The following is a 15,939-nucleotide window of genomic DNA, read 5'->3' on the forward strand; positions in this document are numbered from 1 at the left end:
CCCCCCCCCCCCCCCCCCCCCCCCCCCCCCCCCCCCCCCCCCCCCCCCCCCCCCCCCCCCCCCCCCCCCCCCCCGCCCCCCCCCCCCCCCCCCCCCCCCGCCCCCCCCCCCCCCCCCCCCCCCCCCCCCCCCCCCCCCCCCCCACCCCGGGTTCCGTCCGTCGAGGACCACCCGTCGAGGAGCAGCAGTGGCGACAGGACAGACCGACGCACCGGCCGGGCGGGACCCCGCCGCCGTGGGTGCGGGGACCGCGACGGATGCGGGCTCCACACCCCGGTCGACCGGGGGGAGGGAGGTCCGTCCACCGGGACGCCGGCGCCCGGGCTGGGTCCAGCTCGTCGCCCGCGGTGGCGTGCTCGTCGCGCTGCTGCTCGTCGTCGTGGCGTTCGGGATCGCCCGCCCCGACACCTTCCTGACCACCAACAACCTCAACGCGATCCTGCAGCAGGCCGCGGCTCCGGCGATCCTCGCGATCGGGCTGACGGTCCCGCTCGCGCTGGGGGAGTTCGACCTCTCGATCGGCGCCATGGTCGGCCTCGGCGGGGCGTCGGCCCTGGCCCTCATCACCCTGCACGGGGTGGCCTGGCCCGTCGCGGTGCTCCTCGCGCTCGGCATCGGCCTCCTGGTCGGCCTCGTCAACGGCGTCTTCATCGCGTACCTCGGGGCCTCGTCGTTCGTGCAGACCCTCGCCATGGGCGTGATCCTGCTGGGGGTCGAGTACCTGTTCACCAACCAGCAGACGCTGTTCAGCGGGGTCCCGCAGGGCTACAAGGACCTCGGGCAGAGCGACGCGATCCTCGGCGTGAACATCCAGATCTGGCTGGCCCTGCTGGTCGCCGTCCTCATGTACCTGTTCCTGGAGCAGACCGAGACGGGCCGGCGCATCTACGCGGTCGGGGGGAACCCGGACGCGGCCCGCTTCGCCGGCGTCTCGGTGAAGCGGCTGCGCGTGCTCGGCTTCGTCATCGTCGCGGTCGCCGCCGTGATCGCCGGGATCCTGATCACCGCGCAGGGCGGCTCCTCCCAGCCCAACGCCGGCGTGCCCTACCTGCTGCCGGCCTACGCGGCGGCCTTCCTCGGGTCGGCGACGTTCCGGCCCGGGACGTTCAACGTGCCCGGCACCGTGGTCGCGGTGCTGTTCCTCGGCGTCATCCAGACCGGTCTGCAGATGCTGCAGATCGCCACCGCGTGGATCAACATCATCCAGGGCGTCGTGCTGGTGGCCGCGATGCTGATCAGCCGGCTGGAGAGGAAGCGCGCGTGACGGGCGGCCGGCCGCCCGTCGTCGAGGCGCGCGGCCTGCGCAAGGAGTACCCGGGTGTGCTCGCGGTGGACGACGCCTCGTTCGCCGTGGCCCCCGGCGAGGTGCTGGGCCTGGTGGGCAAGAACGGTGCCGGCAAGAGCACGGTCATCAAGATGCTGGCCGGGCTGGTGCACCCCGACGCCGGCGAGATCCTGGTCGACGGCGAGCCGCAGGCGCTGGCCTCCTCCCACGCGGCGTCCCTGCTGGGCATCTCCGTGGTGCACCAGGAACTGGCGCTGGTGCCGCGCAGCAGCGTCGCGGAGAACGTGTTCCTGGGCCTGCCCTACCCGCGCCGGGCAGGGCTGTTCGTCGACTGGGGACAGCTGCACCGGCGGACGCGCGAGGTGCTCGAGCGGCTGGGCCTGGACGTCGACCCGCGCACCTCCGTCGACGCGCTCAGCGTCGCCCAGCAGCGGATGGTGATGATCGCCCGCTGCCTGGCCTGGGAGGCCCGCGTCGTGGTGCTCGACGAGCCGACGGCGTCGCTGACCGACGACGAGATCTCCCACCTGCTCGAGGTCATCCGGCAGCTCGCCGACGCGGGGGTGGCCATCGTCTACGTGTCGCACCGGCTCGAGGAGATCCTCGGCGCCACCGACCGCGTGGTGGTCATGCGCGACGGCTCGGTCGTCGCCGATCTGGTGACCGAGTCGCTGACCAAGCAGACCCTGGTCGCCGGCATCACCGGCGAGGCCAGGGCCAGCGAGAGCCAGACCGTGCACGTGCACCGCTCCGGCCGCCCCGTCGGCGGGGAGTTGCTCCGGGTGACCGGGCTGACCCGCGAGCCGGTGCTGCACGGTGTGGACCTCGTGCTGCGGGAGGGGGAGGTGCTCGGCCTGGCCGGGCTGGTCGGCGCCGGGCGCACCGAGCTCGCCCGTCTCCTGTTCGGTGTCGACACCCCCGACAGCGGCACCATCACCGTCCGCGGGAAGGACGTCGTCCTCCGGTCGCCGCGCGCGGCCATGCGCGAGCGGATCGCGCTGCTGCCCGAGGACCGTCGCCACCAGGGCAACGACACGGCGCAGAGCGTCCGGCAGAACACCACCCTGCCCACCCTGCGCCGGCACCGCGGCGTGGGCTGGCTGCCCCGGCCCAGCGCCGACCGGGAGCGCTCCGTCAGCCGCGAGATGATCGGGCGGCTGGGGATCAAGGTGCACGATCCCGAGGTCGCCGTCGGGACGCTGTCCGGGGGGAACCAGCAGAAGGTCGTCCTGGCCAAGTGGCTGGTGCACGGGGCCGACGTCTTCGTCTTCGACGAGCCCACCGCGGGCATCGACGTCGAGGGCAAGGCCGACGTCTACGGGATCGTCGGCGAGCTCGCCGACGCCGGCAAGGCCGTCCTGTTCATCTCCTCCGACCTGCCCGAGCTCGCGGCGGTGTCCGACCGCGTGGTGGTGCTCCGCGAGGGCCGGGTGGTGGCCGAGCTGAACGGGGACGAGGTCGCCGAGTCGGTGATCCTGCACCACTGCTACGGCGGGGAGGCCGCCGTGGCGACCAGTTGAGAGGAGAGCACGTGCAGCAGCGCTTCGAGGGACGGGTCGCGTTCGTGACCGGGGCGGCGCGCGGTCAGGGGCGCAACCACGCGCTGCGGCTGGCGCGGGAGGGTGCCGACCTGGTCCTGGCCGACGCCTGCTCCGACGTCGCGACGGTCGGCTACGCCCTGGCCACCGAGGAGGACCTGGCCGAGACCGTCCGGCTGGTCGAGCAGCAGGACCGCCGGGCGGTGGCCGGGAAGGTCGACGTCCGGGACGGCGCGGCCCTCCGGGAGCTGGTCGACCGCGGGGTGGCCGAGCTGGGTCGCCTCGACGTGGTGGTGGCCAACGCGGGGGTGGGGGGCAGCGCGCCGATGGCGCAGATGTCCGACGACACCTGGCAGGACATGATCGACATCAACCTGACCGGCGTCTTCAAGACGGTCCGGGCGGCGCTGCCGCACCTGTCGGCGGGCGCGTCGATCGTGCTCACCGGGTCGATCGCCGCGGCGAAGGGACTGCCGAACAACACCCACTACACCGCCGCCAAGCACGGTCTCGTCGGCATCATGCGGGCGCTGGCCAACGAGGTGGCCCCCCAGGGCATCCGGGTGAACTGCGTCAACCCGACGAACGTCGACACCCCGCTGCTGTTCAACGACGCGATCTACAAGCTCTTCCGGCCCGATCTCGAGGCGCCGGGCAGGGACGACGTCGTCGACATCATGCGGGGCATGCACGCGCTGGACACCGGCTGGGTGGACCCCGACGACGTCAGCAACGCCGTGCTGTTCCTGGCCTCCGACGAGGCCCGGTTCGTCACCGGCGCGACGCTGCCGGTCGACGCGGGAGCGCTCATCCGCTGAGGAGCCGGCTCGTCGGCGGGAACGACGGAGGGGGGAGGCGCCGGTGGCGCCTCCCCCCTCCGCTGCGTGTGCGGGAGCTCAGTAGGGCAGGTCGAGCTCGATGTGCCGCTTGGTGAACCGCCAGGCGCCGTCGGACTCCTTGACCAGCTCGTCCTGGTAGAGCGCGGTCGACAGCAGCGTGGCCTTGCCGTCCTTCACGGAGATGAGGGTCAGGTACGACTCGACCGTGGCCGAGTCGTCGGTCTCCTTGCGGATGGCCAGGTTGGTGGTCACGTGCCGGCGCTGGTCGGTCTGGCTGGCCAGGCTGTCGGTCATCAGCTTCATGACGGCCTCCTTGCCCTCGAACGGCCCGATGAGGTCGCCGCCGCCGATGCGCATCGACAGCGTCGCGCCGTCGGCGAAGGTGTCGGCCATCTCCGTCATGTCGTTCTGGTCGTAGGCGATGGAGTAGCGGTTGAGGACGTTCTCGATGTCTCCGCGAGCGGACATGGCGGCTCCTCCTGGAAGTCGGGCCGGCGGCGGTGCCGGCCGGGACGATGTGATCGGCATTACCCTATGCATGGTTCGCCTGGTTGACCAGGGCCCCGGCCGCGATGTGCAGGCCGGGGCCCCGGGGACCGTTGGTGCCGGCGTCAGGCGCCGTCGCCCCCCGGCACGTCGAACTCGACGAGCAGGCTCTCGACGCTGCGGGTGTAGAGCCCGACCTCCTTGGGCGTGAAGCCCTCCTGGTAGCGGAGGTTCGGCAGCCGGTCGAGGACCAGGTTCAGCGCCACCGTCATCTCCTCGCGGGCCAGCAGCGAGCCCACGCAGAAGTGCCGGCCGAGGATGAACTGGACGTGGTTCGCGCCGCCGCTGAAGGCCCGGGACACGTCCAGGTCGGGACGGCGGATGTCGAAGACGTCCGGGTCGGCGAAGTGCCGCTCGTCGCGGTTGGCGGCCGCCAGCATGAGGATGCAGGTCTGCCCCGCCGGGATCGTGGTGCCCTCGATCTCCACCGGCTGCTCGGTCTGCCGCATGATCATGTGCACCGGGCCCGTGTAGCGCAGCGTCTCGGCGATGACGGCGTCGGTCAGGCTCCGGTCGGCGCGCACCGCCTCCATCTGCTCCGGGTGGTCGAGCAGGTTGGCCACCATGCTGGCGATCGCCTTGTCCGTGGTCTCGCCGCCGGCCACCAGGAGCAGGCTCACGAACGCCTTGATCTCCTCGTCGGACATCTGCTCGCCGTCGACCTCGGCGCGGCACAGGCGGGAGAGCAGGTCGTCGCCGTCGCCGGTGCGGCGCTCGGCGATGATCGGGAGCATGTACTCGCGGAGCTCCTCGCGAGTCTGATCCGCCCTGGCGGTGACGGCCGGATCGCCCGCCAGGTTGTTCAGGTGGGCCATGATCGAGTGGTACCAGTCGTGGAAGCGCTGGTGGTCGCTCTTGGGCAGCCCGAGCATGTCGACCATCACGTTGATCGGGAACCACGTGGTGAACTCGGCGACGAGGTCGACGCGCCCGCGGTGGGCGAAGCCGTCCACCAGGTCCTCGGCGGCGCGGGCGACGGCCTGCTCGACCAGTTGGGCGGCGTTCTGCGTGATGATCGGGAGGAAGGCCTCCAGGCCCTTCCCGCGGAAGAACGGGTTGAGCAGCTGCCGGTGGGTGGCGTGCTCCTTGCCCTCCATCTGCAGGATGGTGCGGCCGTGGATCGGCTCGAGCTGCCAGTCGTAGTTCTTGCTCGAGTAGGCCGGGTTGCGGAAGGCGTCGGCGACGTCGGCGTACCGGCTGATCAGCCAGCTCTGCGTCGCCTCGTGGTAGACGGCCGGGTAGTGGTCGCGCAGCACCTTGTGGGAGGGGTACGGGTCGGCGATGTACTCGGGCGACAGGATGTCCGGGGCGGGCGGTGCGGCGGTCGACTGGCTCATGAGGGCTCCTGGGCTCGGCTGACGCATCGGTGCGTAAACAGGCTCACCATATGCATGTTGTGGCCCCGGCCACAACAGGCAACGGGCGCCGTCGCGGGACTTTCCGCGACGGCGCCCGCAGTCGGCACCCGGACGGTTACTTCACGTACGCGCCCGCGTCGACCGGGAGCGTCACGCCGGTCACGTAGCGGGCCTCGTCGCTGGCCAGCCAGAGGATCGCGTTGCTGATGTCGACGCTCTCCAGCCACGGGACCGGCAGCGCGTTGAGGCTCATGAAGCCCGGCATCGCCTTCTCCTGGCTGGGCTCGGGGTCGCCCGGGGAGAACATCGCGTAGGTGCCGGGGTTCTGGATCATGATCGTGTCGACGTTGGTCGGGTGGATCGTGTTGACCCGGATGCGGTGCGGCGCCAGTTCGTTGGCCAGCGTGCGCATGAGACCCACGATGCCGTGCTTGGCCGCGACGTAGTGGCCCACGTGCTGGATGCCCTTGAGGCCGCCGATCGAGCTGGTGAACGCGATCGAGCCGCCGCGATCGGCCTCGATCATCGAGGGGATGGCGACCTTGGCGGTGTGGAAGACGCCGGTCAGGTTGACGTCGATCATGTCCTTCCACATCTCGCCGGTGATCTCCCACGCCTTGCCGTAGGTGGCGATGCCGGCGTTGGCGACGACGACGTCGACCCGGCCGAGCTCGGCCAGGCCCTCGTCGAAGGCGGCCTGCAGGCCGTCGAGGTCGCGGACGTCGGCCTTGCGGGCCACGATCCGCCGGTCGAGTGCCTCGACCTGCTTCACGGTCTCGGCCAGCTCGTCCTCGGTCGCCAGCGGGTAGTACGGCGTCACCGTCGCGATGTCCTCGCAGATGTCGACGGCGATGATGTCGGCGCCCTCTTGGGCCAAACGGACCGCGTGGCTGCGGCCCTGGCCGCGTGCCGCGCCGGTGATGAAGGCGACCTTGCCCTCCAAGCGTCCTGCCATGGCGTGCGCTCCTGTTCTCCGGTCTCCCGGGGTCCCCGGCCCGCGGCGGTGCGGACCGGTCGGTGCTGCTGGGTGGGTGGTGCGGGTGGATCAGCTGCGGGCGCTGGCGGCGGAGACGCCCGGGGGGACGGCGCCCGGCGGCAGCCGGCGCTTCCCGGGGGTGAAGGTGGCCGGGATCCGCTGCCAGCCCTTGTTGACGCCCTGGCGGGGGTAGCGCTTGAGGCCCGAGAGGTCGACCTCGTAGTCGGGCATGCGCTCGAGCACCTGCTTGAGCAGCTCCTTGGCCATCCGCTTGCCGAAGTGCGATCCGGCGCAGCGGTGCACCCCGACGCCGAAGGAGACGTGCCGGTTGGGCCAGCGGTGGATGTCGATCTCGTCGGGGTTCTCGAACTGCCGGGGGTCGCGGTTGGCCGACGACCAGGCCAGCAGCGCGCGGTCACCGACGTGCATGGAGCTGCCGTGGAACTCGGTCTCCTGCACCACGGTGCGGGCCAGCGCCTGCGTGGGGGAGAAGTAGCGGAGGAACTCCTCGATGGCGCGGTCCAGCAGCGACGGGTCGTCGATGAGCTCCTGGCGGACGTCGGGGTGCTCGTAGAGCCACACGAGCGCCTGGCTCACCAGGGAGGCCGTCGTCCCCACGCCGCCGCTGACCAGCAGCTCGACGATGGAGAAGGTCTCCTCCTCGGTGATCGGCCGGCCGTCGACCTCCTGCTGCACGAGGTAGCTGATGACGTCGTCGCGCGGCTCGGCCTTGCGGGCGGCGATGGTGCGGCGCATCTGCTCGGTGCCGTAGGGCAGGTCGACCTCGATGGCCTGCTTGTACAGCGGGCTGTCGGTCGGCTCGGCGAGCGTGGCCTGGTGCGACCGGGCGTAGATCTGCCAGTCCTCCACCGGGAGGCCCAGCCAGTCGATCGTGCAGATCGCCGGCACGCCGATCACCTGCGCGAGGTCGGCCTTCCCGGTCTCGATCAGCTCGTCGATGAACCACGTCGTCCACTTGACGATCATGTCCTCGACCTTGGCGACCGCGGCCGGCGAGGCGACCGGGTTGACCACCTTGCGGAAGGAGCGGAACTCCGGCGGGTCGAGCTCGATGGGGATGTGGAAGTGCATCGGCGTCTTCGGGATCACCACCGACAGGCCCGGCCCGCCGTACTGGTCCAGCCGCTGGGAGGAGAAGACGTCGTCGTCGCGGGCGGCCTCGAAGACCGAGTCGTAGTCGCTGAGCACCCAGAAGCCGCCGTGGTTCTCGGTCCAGGCGACCGGGGTCGACTCCCGCAGCTTCCGGTAGCTGCCGACGGTGTCGTCGGCGTGCTCGGCGGAGTGGTGGTCGAACTCGACGACGGGGCTGCGGTCCTGAGTGCTCATCTCGTCCTCGTCTTCTGTGTGGCACGGCGCACCTGTGATAATGCTTATCCTAGTTTGTGCCTGTCAACGCCGGGCGCGGTACCCGCGGCCGGCCCGCCCCGAGGGGGATGCGATGCGAGTCTCGGTCGACCTGGACGTCTGCCAGGGGCACGGCGTCTGCCACATGAGCGCTCCCGACGTGTTCGAGCTGGACCCCGACGACGCCCACGCCATCGTGCAGGTGGACCCGGTCCCGCCCGCACTCGAGGGTGACGCGCAGACGGCCGCGGACGCCTGCCCCGAGCGGGCCATCACCGTCACGCCCTGAGCCGCGTGCGCATCGTCGTCGTGGGGGCGTCGCTCGGCGGCGTCCGCACCGTCCAGGGGCTGCGCCGGCGGGGGAGCGACGCGGAGGTCGTGCTCGTCGGGGACGAGCCCGGCGCGCCCGACGGCATGGCAACCGACCGGCCGCCGCTGTCCAAGGCCTTCCTCGCCGACCCGGCGGTCGCGGCGAAGCCGCTGCTGAGCGCCGAGGAGCTCGCCGCGCTGGACGTGCGGCTCGTCCCGGCCCGGGCCACCGACCTGGACCTGCCCGGGCGCCGCATCGGCCTGCACGGGGGCGACGAGCTCGCCTTCGACGCCCTGGTCGTCGCGACCGGCTCGACCCCGCGGGCGCTGCCCGGGGTGGAACCGCTGCCCGGCGTCCTCCCGCTGCGCTCTGCGGCGGACGCCGCGGGGATCCGGGCCGCCTGCGTCCCCGGCGCCCGCGTCGTCGTGGTCGGCGGCGGCTTCATCGGCGCGGAGGTGGCCTGGACGCTGCACGGGCTGGGCCTGCCCGTCACCGTCGTGGAGCCGTTGCCGACGCTGATGGTGCGCGGTCTGGGTCCGGAGGTGGGCGGCGCGCTCACCCGGCGGCACGTGGCGGCCGGGATCGACCTGCGGCTGGGTGTCGCGGTCGCCGGCCTGGAGGGCAGCGACCGCGTGACGGGGGTGCGGCTGGTCGACGGCACGCTGCTGCCGGCCGACGTCGTCGTCCTCGGGTTGGGGACCGTGCCGGAGACCGGCTGGCTGGCCGGCTCAGGGCTGGACCTGCGCGACGGCGTCGTGTGCGACGAGCACCTGGCCGCGGTCGGCGCCGAGGGCGTGTACGCGGTGGGGGACGTCGTCCGCTGGCGCTCGCCGCGGTACGGCGAGGACCTCCGCGTCGAGCACTGGACCAACGCGGTGGAGACCGCCGGGGTGGTCGCCGCCGGGTTGACCGGGACGCCGGCGGTGCACGACCCGGTGCCCTACGTCTGGACCGACCAGCTCGGCGGCAAGCTGCAGGTCTTCGGCCGGGTGCGGCCGCAGGACGAGCTGCGGGTGGTGCACGGGGACCTGGACGGGTCGTTCGTCGCCGTCACCGGTGGCGAGGGGCTGCTGCAGTCGGTCGTCGGCTTCGGCGCGGTGAAGCAGCTGCTGCCCTACCGGAAGCTGCTGCTCGCCGGGGCGGGCTGGGACGAGGCGCTCGCCGGCTGAGCCGCCGGCGGGCGCACCCAGCGGTGCACGACGAGGAAGCACAGCCCGCAGCAGGCCATCGCGGAGACGGTCAGCGCCCACGAGGCGTCGTAGGAGCCGGTCGCGTCGGCCGCCGCCCCGAACGCCAGCGGGGAGACCAGCGCGCCCAGGTAGTAGCCGCTGGACATGACCGCCGTCGCCCGGCCCACGGCGTGCGGAGCCCGGTCGATGGCCACCCCGTGGGCGAACCCGGAGCCGACGAGGTCGGCGACCATGGCGATGATCGCGCCCACCACCAGCAGGGCCAGCGCGACGTGCGAGCCGGTCCAGACCAGGACCGTGCCGACCACGGCGGTGCCGGCGACGCCGGCGGCGGTGAGTGCCCGCCGGCGGGGCCCGGCCCGGTCGGCGCGGCGGGCGGCCAGGACCATCACGACCGCGCCGAGGGCGGTGCCCGACGCCGAGATCGCGCCGGCGACCGAGCGGGAGACGCCCGCGTCGACCAGCGTGATGACCAGCCAGGAGAACAGCGGCTGCGACCCGAGCACGTAGAGGAAGGACGCCCCGACGACCCAGCCGAAACGGCGGGGCAGCCGGCCGTCGGTGCCCGGGACGACGACCGCTCTCGCCCCGGCGCGGGGGAGGAGGACGGCGCCGGCCGACGCGTTGAGCACGAGCAGCCCGGCCAGGACCAGGGCGACGCCCTCCCAGCCGATCCGGTCGGCCAGCGGCAGCCCGGCCAGGGCCAGCACCGTGGCCCCGAGCGGGATGCCGGCGGTCTTGACCGCCACCGCCGTGCCGGCCTGGTGCGGCCGGGACGCCGAGGTGACCGCGACGCTCGTCCCGGCGTTGGCGAAGGCGTAGCCGGCGCCGGCCAGCGCGCTGCCCGCGGCGAGGGTCCCGAAGGCCGGCCACAGGGCGGCCGCGGCGAGGGCCAGGGCCACCAGGACCTGGTCGGCGACGATGCAGACCCGCGGGCCCAGCGGATCGACCAGTCGCGCGGCGGCCAGGGACGTGAGGCCCGTCGCGCCGTAGAACAGGCCGACCAGGAGGCCCAGCTGCGCGCCGGAGAGCCCGAGGCCGTCGCGCACGGCCGGCCCCAGGTAGCCGACCAGGAAGGTCGGCGCCGCACCGAGGCCCATGGCGGCGGTGCACACGACGAGGACGGCCGGCCGGCTCGTGGCGCGTCGGCCTCGTGGCCGTCGGGTTCCCCTCATCGCTGGTCATGCTTATCCTAGTTTCCGGCTCAGCGGAACACCGGAACCGCGGCGGGTCCGCGCCGTCCCACGACCTGGAGGCAGCACTCGATGAGCGAGACCCCATGACCGACGCGATCGCCGTCCTCGGCGGCACCGGCGCGCTGGGCCGCGCCCTCGCGCTGCGGCTGGCCCGCAGCGGGCATCCCGTCGTCCTCGGGTCCCGTGACGCCGGGCGTGCGCAGGCGGCGGCGGACGGGCTGCGGGACGAGCTCGCGGCTGCCGGCCTGCCGGGCGCCCGGGTCGCGGGTGCGGGGAACGAGGAGGCGGCCGGCTCGGCCGACGTCGTGCTGCTGGCCACGCCCTGGGACGAGAGCGGCGACAGCATCCGCGCGCTGGCCCCGGCGTTGGCCGGGCGGCTGGTGGTGTCGTGCATCAACCCGCTGGGCTTCGACGCCCGGGGCCCGCACGGGCTGGCCGTGGCCGAGGGCAGCGCCGCCGAGCAGGTCGCCGCGCTGCTGCCCGGTTCGACGGTGACGGCGGCGTTCCACCACCTGTCGGCGCCCAGCGTCGCGGATCTGTCCCGGGACCTGTCGGGGGAGGACGTGCTGGTGGCCGGGGACGACGCCGCGGCCCGGGCCCGGGTGGTGGAGCTGGCCGCCGCGGTGACCGGCCGGCCCGGCGTGGAGGTCGGCGCGCTGCGCCAGGCGCGGGTGCTCGAGCCGTTCACCGCGGTGATCATCGCGGTGAACAAGCGGTACAAGACGCGCGCCGGCGTGCTCATGACCCACGTCGACCCGAGCCGGGGGCGGGCGTGAGCACCGCCGGCCTGGCGCTGCCGCCGGCGCCGTCGTCCGCGGCGGCGGAGGAGGTGCGGCTGGAGGTGCGGGAGTTCCTGGCTGCCGAGCTGGCGGCGGGGTCGTTCGCGCCGCACGTGGACACGTGGTTGTCGGGGGTGGATCCGGGGTTCTCCCGGAAGCTGGGGGAGCGGGGCTGGCTGGGGATGACCTGGCCGCGTGAGTACGGGGGTCACGAGCGGACCGCGATGGAGCGGTATGCGGTGACCGAGGAGTTGCTGGCGGCCGGGGCGCCGGTGGCGGCGCACTGGATCGCCGATCGGCAGTCGGGGCCGAACCTGCTGCGGTACGGCACCGAAGCGCAGCGGGAGGAGATCCTGCCGCGGATCGCGGCGGGGGAGTGCTTCTTCGTGATCGGCATGTCGGAGCCGGACTCCGGCTCGGACCTGGCCTCGATCCGGACGAGGGCGACCCGGGACGGCAATGGTGACTGGGTGGTGTCGGGGGCGAAGGTGTGGACGTCGAACGCCCACCACAGCCATTACGGGATCGTGCTGGTGCGCACCTCGCCGGCGGATCCGGTGAACCGGCACGCGGGGTTGAGCCAGTTGCTGGTGGACCTGTCGCTGCCGGGGATCAGCATCAATCCGATCCGGATCCTGGACGGCGGGCACCACTTCAACGAGGTGGTGTTCGACGACGTCGTGGTGCCGGGGGACATGCTGTTGGGGGAGGAGGGGGCGGGCTGGCACCAGGTGACCGCGGAGCTGGCGTTCGAGCGGTCGGGGCCGGAGCGGTTCCTGTCCACCTATCCGTTGCTGGCGGAGTTCGGGCGGCGGGCGGCCAAGACGCAGGATGTGGCGCAGTTGGCGACGCTGGGCCGGTTGTCGGCGCGGTTGCTGGCGTTGCGGCAGTTGTCGTTGCGGATCGCGGCGGCGCTGGACCGGGGGGAGTTGCCGAACATCCCGGCGGCGCTGGTGAAGGACGTGGGGACGACGTTCGAGGCCGACGTGGTCGACGAGGTGCGCCGGGTGGTGGACGTGGCGGCGTCGCTGGATTCGCCGGATCCGCTGGGGCGGGCGCTGGCCGAGGCGCAGCTGCACCAGCCCGGGTACACGCTGCGCGGGGGGACGAACGAGATCCTGCGCGGGATCGTGGCACGCGGATTGGGGCTGCGCTGATGGCGTCCGAGCAGGACCTGTTGGTGGAGACCGTGCGGGACATCCTGGGGTCGTTCGAGCCGTTCGTGCTCACCCCGGAGCGGCCGTGGGACGAGGGGCTGTGGTCGGCGCTGGCCGAGGCCGGGCTGACCGGGGTGGGTGTGGACGAGGACGCGGGCGGGTCCGGTGGTGAGCTGGCCGACGTGGTGGCGATCGTGCGCACCCTGGCCGCCGGTGCCGCAGCGGTGCCGGTCGCCGAGCAGCTGCTGGTCGCCGCACCGGCGCTGCTCGCCGCTGACCTGGACCTGCCCTCGCCCGAGGAGCCGCTCACCTTCACCGTCGCGCCGGATTTGAGCGCCGTCCCCGACGGTGGTGGGCGGGTCCGGCTGGCCGGAACCGCGACCTGCGTCCCGTGGACCGGAGTGGCCACATCGGTGGTCGTCCTGGCCGGGACGGCGGAGGCGCCGGTGCTGGCGCTGGTGCACGCCGACGGGTTGCCCGTCGTCCCCGCGGCGAACCTGGCCGGGGAGCCACGCGGCACGATCACCTTCGACGCGACGCCTGCGGTCGGCGCGACGCTCACCGCCGAGCAGGCCGACGCGTTCCGCGCCCGGTACGCGCTGGCCCGGTCGGTGCAGATCGCCGCGGCGCTGGAGCAGGTGCTGACCTGGACCGTGGAGTACGCCGGGGAGCGGCAGCAGTTCGGCCGGCCGCTGGCGAAGTTCCAGGCGATCCAGATGCAGCTGGCGCAGATGGCTGGCGAGGTCACCGCGGTGACGGCGATCGTCGACGCCGCCGTCCAGGGCCTGGACCGGGGTGCGGCCGAGCTGCCGCTGCTGGCGGCCGCGGCGAAGGTGCGCGCCGGGGCCGCGGTGGAGGTCGTGGCCCGGCTGGCCCAGCAGGTGCACGGCGCCATCGGCTTCACCCAGGAGCACAAGCTGCACCACCTCACCCGCCGCTGCTGGTCCTGGCGCGACGAGGCCGGCGGCGAGGCCACCTGGGCACCGGTGCTCGGCGCCGGGCTGGTCGCCGGCGGCGGCGATCAGCTCTGGGCGACCCTCACCCGGCTGGGCTGATGCGTGGCGCCCCGCCGCGGGGCGGGGCGCCACGGCGAGTCAGAACGGCGGTGGCTCGGTGACCGCCGTGAGACCGGAGGGTGTGGTGACGGTCAGCGTCCCGTCGGCGGCCAGTGCACTGCTCCAGCCCGGGGCCTGGTGCTTGCCGCGGTGGTGCGGGGTGCAGTAGCCGGTCAGGTTCGACGCCGCGGTCGGACCACCCTCGACGTGGGGGCGGTCGTGGTCGAGCTCGCCACCGGCGGGCACGGGCATGCGGCAGCCGGGGAAGCGGCAGCGGCGATCGCGCATGCGCACGAACCGGTCGAGCGCGGTGCGCGGCCGGTACCCGGCGCTCCCCGGTGGGGCGGTGAGCCCGGGGCGGCCGGTGAGGTCGTGCGTGCAGCGCGCCGGGCGGCGGCGGCAGGCGGCACGGCCACAGGTCGCGACGCGGGTGAGCTCGGCGGTGTCGGTGAGGGCGATGAGGGTCCCGGCCAGGCCGTCGACGAGGGCGACGCGCGGGCGGTCGACCAGGCCACCACCGGCGGTGCGGAACAGCAGCTCGGCGAGCGCGGTGCGGTGCTCCACGGAGGCGGCGTGCAGCGCGGCGAGGGCGTCGGTCGTGGCGCTGACCCGGCCGGCGGGGCTCGCGGCGCAGGAGGCTTCGTCGACGGCGTCGGCGCGCTCGGCGGTGGTCACCAGCCGACCGGCGTGCCCCAGGGCCCGATCGAGGTCGAGCAGCGCGGTCCCGGCAGCCGCGACGGCACGATCCGCCTCGGCCCACCAGCCGGTACCGCGGCCGTCGTCGGCAGGTGCCGGAGGGCGCGCATGGTCGGCGGGCGGGACCGGGGCGGCCGGTCGGTCGGTGGGCGGCGGCAAGGCGAGGTCTGCGTAGAGGTCCGGGAACCACGGTGGCGGGGCCAGCCCGACTGCCCGGATCGCGGCCAGCTCGGCGTCGGCGTCCTCGGCCCACGCGCGCAGCACCTCGTCGGGCACGGGCGCCGGGTCCTCGGGCAGTCGGGCGTCGAGGGCCCAGCACCGCTCCAAGAGGTCGATCTCCTCGCGTTCGCTGGGTGTGAGCACCCGGGTCGGCGGCGGTTCCCCGGTCGCGGTCGCCGAGAGCGAGGGGGCGGCGCCGGGATCAGCGGCGCCGGGATCAGGGGCGCCGGGATCAGGGGCGCCGGGATCAGGGGCGCCGGGATCAGGGGCGCCGGGATCAGGGGCGCCGGGGGCGGTCGTCGGGGCGGTCGTCGGGGCGTTGCTCGTCGTGGCGTCGGCGGGCTCCGGCAGCAGGCCGACGGCACGGAGGAGGTCACGGGCCATCTCGGCGGGGACGACGTGCCCGCCGATCTCCACCGGCTGGTCGCCGCCGAGCAGGCTGGGGACCGCGGCGACCACGAGCAGCTGCACCTGCACGGCCGGCAGGTCCAGCTCGCCGCGGCGCAGGACAAGGTCCAGCAGGACGTCGATCATCTTCTGGCCGCGGGACCGCACCGGCTCACCGGGCACGTCGGGCAGCGAGTCGGCGTAGGCGCCGAGCACCGCGAGGACCGCCTTCGCCTCGGGCAGCGTCATGTACGCGGACAGGGTCGCCATGCCGGCCACGTCGCCGTCCGGGCGCAGGTGGACGTCGCGCTTCCGCAGCGCCTTCTCGAGCTTGCGCGCCGCCGCCCGGGCGTCCCGGGCGAGGACGACCCGGCGGGTCTTGTCGCCCAGCTGGGCCGGGGTGGTGACCCGGCCCGGCCGGTCCATCCAGGTGAGCAGCTCGGACTCGATGGCCGCCCGCTTCTCGTCGTCCTCGACCGGGGCCACGTGGTCCAGCAGCGGACCGAGGTGGCCGACGTGCAGCAGCCCGGACTCCAGTGCCGCCAGCGTGCCGGGCAGCCGGTGCGCCAGGGTCAGCGAGCGGATCAGCAGGTTCTCCGCGGTGCGCGAGGAGATCGACAGCGCCACCACGAGCTCCTGCGCCGCCCACTCCGACACCTCGGCCAGCACCTCCGGCCGGGCTGCGCGCCGCGCCGCCGACATCGCTCCCCGCTCGCCCGGCTGCCGGTCGGCGGAGGACGGCCGGCTCGCGGCGAACTCCGCGACCGCACGGGCCTGCGCCGCAGTCTGCCGCGCGATCTCCCGGGCGGCGGCCTGCACGACACCGAGTGGACCCGATGCCCAGCCGACGGTGGGCGGGCAGGCGGTGGTTGGAACCCCGAGGGTGCCGACCGCCGTCATGGATCGATCATACGTTCGAACGACGGGGGTCGCAACATCGAAACTGCAGGTCGAGAGGGGCCTCCACCGGCAGTCGACCCACCCGTGCGAACCGGACGGTTCGGCGGGGGGCCGCTCGGCACGGGCGGCCGGTGGCCGCCCGT

General features: G+C 73.9%; 14 protein-coding genes. 8 read left to right on the forward strand and 6 right to left on the reverse strand.

The genetic code is table 11. The annotated features are described in order from the left end of the window. Positions 1-352 precede the first annotated feature (352 nt). Genes ACK586_RS24120 through ACK586_RS24130 form a run of 3 tightly spaced genes read left to right on the forward strand, consistent with a single transcriptional unit; the run spans position 353 to position 3,641 of the window. On the forward strand, positions 353-1,264 hold the full coding sequence (locus ACK586_RS24120; RefSeq protein WP_409333066.1) for an ABC transporter permease: 912 nt from the start codon (positions 353-355) through the stop codon (positions 1,262-1,264). After that, positions 1,261-2,805, forward strand: a complete 1,545-nt coding sequence (locus tag ACK586_RS24125) for a sugar ABC transporter ATP-binding protein (RefSeq protein WP_409333067.1) — start codon at positions 1,261-1,263, stop codon at positions 2,803-2,805. The genes ACK586_RS24120 and ACK586_RS24125 overlap by 4 nt, the downstream gene beginning before the upstream one ends. An 11-nt stretch (positions 2,806-2,816) precedes the next feature. Further along, positions 2,817-3,641: a mycofactocin-coupled SDR family oxidoreductase gene (locus ACK586_RS24130; protein ID WP_409333068.1), complete on the forward strand. Its 825-nt coding sequence runs from the start codon at positions 2,817-2,819 to the stop codon at positions 3,639-3,641. 78 nt (positions 3,642-3,719) lie between these two features. On the opposite strand, the gene ACK586_RS24135 is transcribed toward ACK586_RS24130, so the two are convergent. The 4 genes from ACK586_RS24135 to ACK586_RS24150 all read right to left on the reverse strand — a co-directional run bounded on the left by ACK586_RS24135 (position 3,720) and on the right by ACK586_RS24150 (position 7,889). After that, positions 3,720-4,130, reverse strand: a complete 411-nt coding sequence (locus ACK586_RS24135; protein ID WP_409333069.1) for a nuclear transport factor 2 family protein — start codon at positions 4,128-4,130, stop codon at positions 3,720-3,722. Between the two features lie 143 nt (positions 4,131-4,273). Further along, the gene (locus tag ACK586_RS24140; RefSeq protein ID WP_409333070.1) at positions 4,274-5,545 is read right to left on the reverse strand and encodes a cytochrome P450; all 1,272 of its coding nucleotides are present in this window, start codon (positions 5,543-5,545) and stop codon (positions 4,274-4,276) included. Between the two features lie 136 nt (positions 5,546-5,681). Next, positions 5,682-6,521: a mycofactocin-coupled SDR family oxidoreductase gene (locus ACK586_RS24145; RefSeq protein WP_409333071.1), complete on the reverse strand. Its 840-nt coding sequence runs from the start codon at positions 6,519-6,521 to the stop codon at positions 5,682-5,684. 90 nt (positions 6,522-6,611) lie between these two features. Next, positions 6,612-7,889: a cytochrome P450 gene (locus ACK586_RS24150; protein ID WP_409333072.1), complete on the reverse strand. Its 1,278-nt coding sequence runs from the start codon at positions 7,887-7,889 to the stop codon at positions 6,612-6,614. 112 nt (positions 7,890-8,001) lie between these two features. Here ACK586_RS24150 and ACK586_RS24155 point away from each other — a divergent pair, with 112 nt between their 5' ends. Then, positions 8,002-8,196: a ferredoxin gene (locus tag ACK586_RS24155; protein WP_409333073.1), complete on the forward strand. Its 195-nt coding sequence runs from the start codon at positions 8,002-8,004 to the stop codon at positions 8,194-8,196. 5 nt (positions 8,197-8,201) lie between these two features. Next, positions 8,202-9,386 (forward strand): NAD(P)/FAD-dependent oxidoreductase, encoded by a 1,185-nt coding sequence (locus ACK586_RS24160; RefSeq protein WP_409333074.1) that lies wholly within the window; start codon positions 8,202-8,204, stop codon positions 9,384-9,386. On the opposite strand, the gene ACK586_RS24165 is transcribed toward ACK586_RS24160, so the two are convergent. Then, entirely contained in the window at positions 9,332-10,522 is a 1,191-nt protein-coding gene (locus ACK586_RS24165) for an MFS transporter (RefSeq protein WP_409333075.1), read from the reverse strand. The genes ACK586_RS24160 and ACK586_RS24165 overlap by 55 nt on opposite strands. A 164-nt stretch (positions 10,523-10,686) precedes the next feature. On the opposite strand from ACK586_RS24165, the gene npdG reads away from it, so the two are divergent. From npdG to ACK586_RS24180, 3 genes are read left to right on the forward strand one after another with little or no spacing between them, the layout of a single operon-like run. Then, the gene (gene npdG, locus ACK586_RS24170) at positions 10,687-11,379 is read left to right on the forward strand and encodes an NADPH-dependent F420 reductase (RefSeq protein ID WP_409333076.1); all 693 of its coding nucleotides are present in this window, start codon (positions 10,687-10,689) and stop codon (positions 11,377-11,379) included. Beyond that, on the forward strand, positions 11,376-12,539 hold the full coding sequence (locus tag ACK586_RS24175; protein ID WP_409333077.1) for an acyl-CoA dehydrogenase family protein: 1,164 nt from the start codon (positions 11,376-11,378) through the stop codon (positions 12,537-12,539). The genes npdG and ACK586_RS24175 overlap by 4 nt, the downstream gene beginning before the upstream one ends. Next, positions 12,539-13,594: an acyl-CoA dehydrogenase family protein gene (locus tag ACK586_RS24180; RefSeq protein WP_409333078.1), complete on the forward strand. Its 1,056-nt coding sequence runs from the start codon at positions 12,539-12,541 to the stop codon at positions 13,592-13,594. Before ACK586_RS24175 ends, ACK586_RS24180 begins: the two co-directional genes overlap by 1 nt. 39 nt (positions 13,595-13,633) lie before the next feature. Here ACK586_RS24180 and ACK586_RS24185 read toward each other — a convergent pair whose 3' ends face one another. Next, positions 13,634-15,796 carry an HNH endonuclease signature motif containing protein gene (locus tag ACK586_RS24185; protein ID WP_409333079.1) on the reverse strand — a complete coding sequence of 721 codons (2,163 nt, stop codon included), beginning with the start codon at positions 15,794-15,796 and terminating at the stop codon, positions 13,634-13,636. Positions 15,797-15,939 lie beyond the last annotated feature (143 nt).

Source organism: Trujillonella humicola, assembly GCF_046233715.1.
In the GTDB taxonomy this organism is placed as follows: domain Bacteria; phylum Actinomycetota; class Actinomycetes; order Mycobacteriales; family Geodermatophilaceae; genus Trujillonella; species Trujillonella humicola.

What these genes read in the sequence shown, in the direction of transcription:
- ACK586_RS24140 (WP_409333070.1), bottom strand. Translation starts at nt 5,545, where the DNA reads ATGAGCCAGTCGACCGCCGCACCGCCCGCCCCGGACATCCTGTCGCCC.
- ACK586_RS24145 (WP_409333071.1), bottom strand. Translation starts at nt 6,521, where the DNA reads ATGGCAGGACGCTTGGAGGGCAAGGTCGCCTTCATCACCGGCGCGGCA.
- ACK586_RS24185 (WP_409333079.1), bottom strand. Translation starts at nt 15,796, where the DNA reads ATGACGGCGGTCGGCACCCTCGGGGTTCCAACCACCGCCTGCCCGCCC.
- npdG (WP_409333076.1), top strand. Translation starts at nt 10,687, where the DNA reads ATGACCGACGCGATCGCCGTCCTCGGCGGCACCGGCGCGCTGGGCCGC.
- ACK586_RS24180 (WP_409333078.1), top strand. Translation starts at nt 12,539, where the DNA reads ATGGCGTCCGAGCAGGACCTGTTGGTGGAGACCGTGCGGGACATCCTG.
- ACK586_RS24155 (WP_409333073.1), top strand. Translation starts at nt 8,002, where the DNA reads ATGCGAGTCTCGGTCGACCTGGACGTCTGCCAGGGGCACGGCGTCTGC.
- ACK586_RS24135 (WP_409333069.1), bottom strand. Translation starts at nt 4,130, where the DNA reads ATGTCCGCTCGCGGAGACATCGAGAACGTCCTCAACCGCTACTCCATC.
- ACK586_RS24150 (WP_409333072.1), bottom strand. Translation starts at nt 7,889, where the DNA reads ATGAGCACTCAGGACCGCAGCCCCGTCGTCGAGTTCGACCACCACTCC.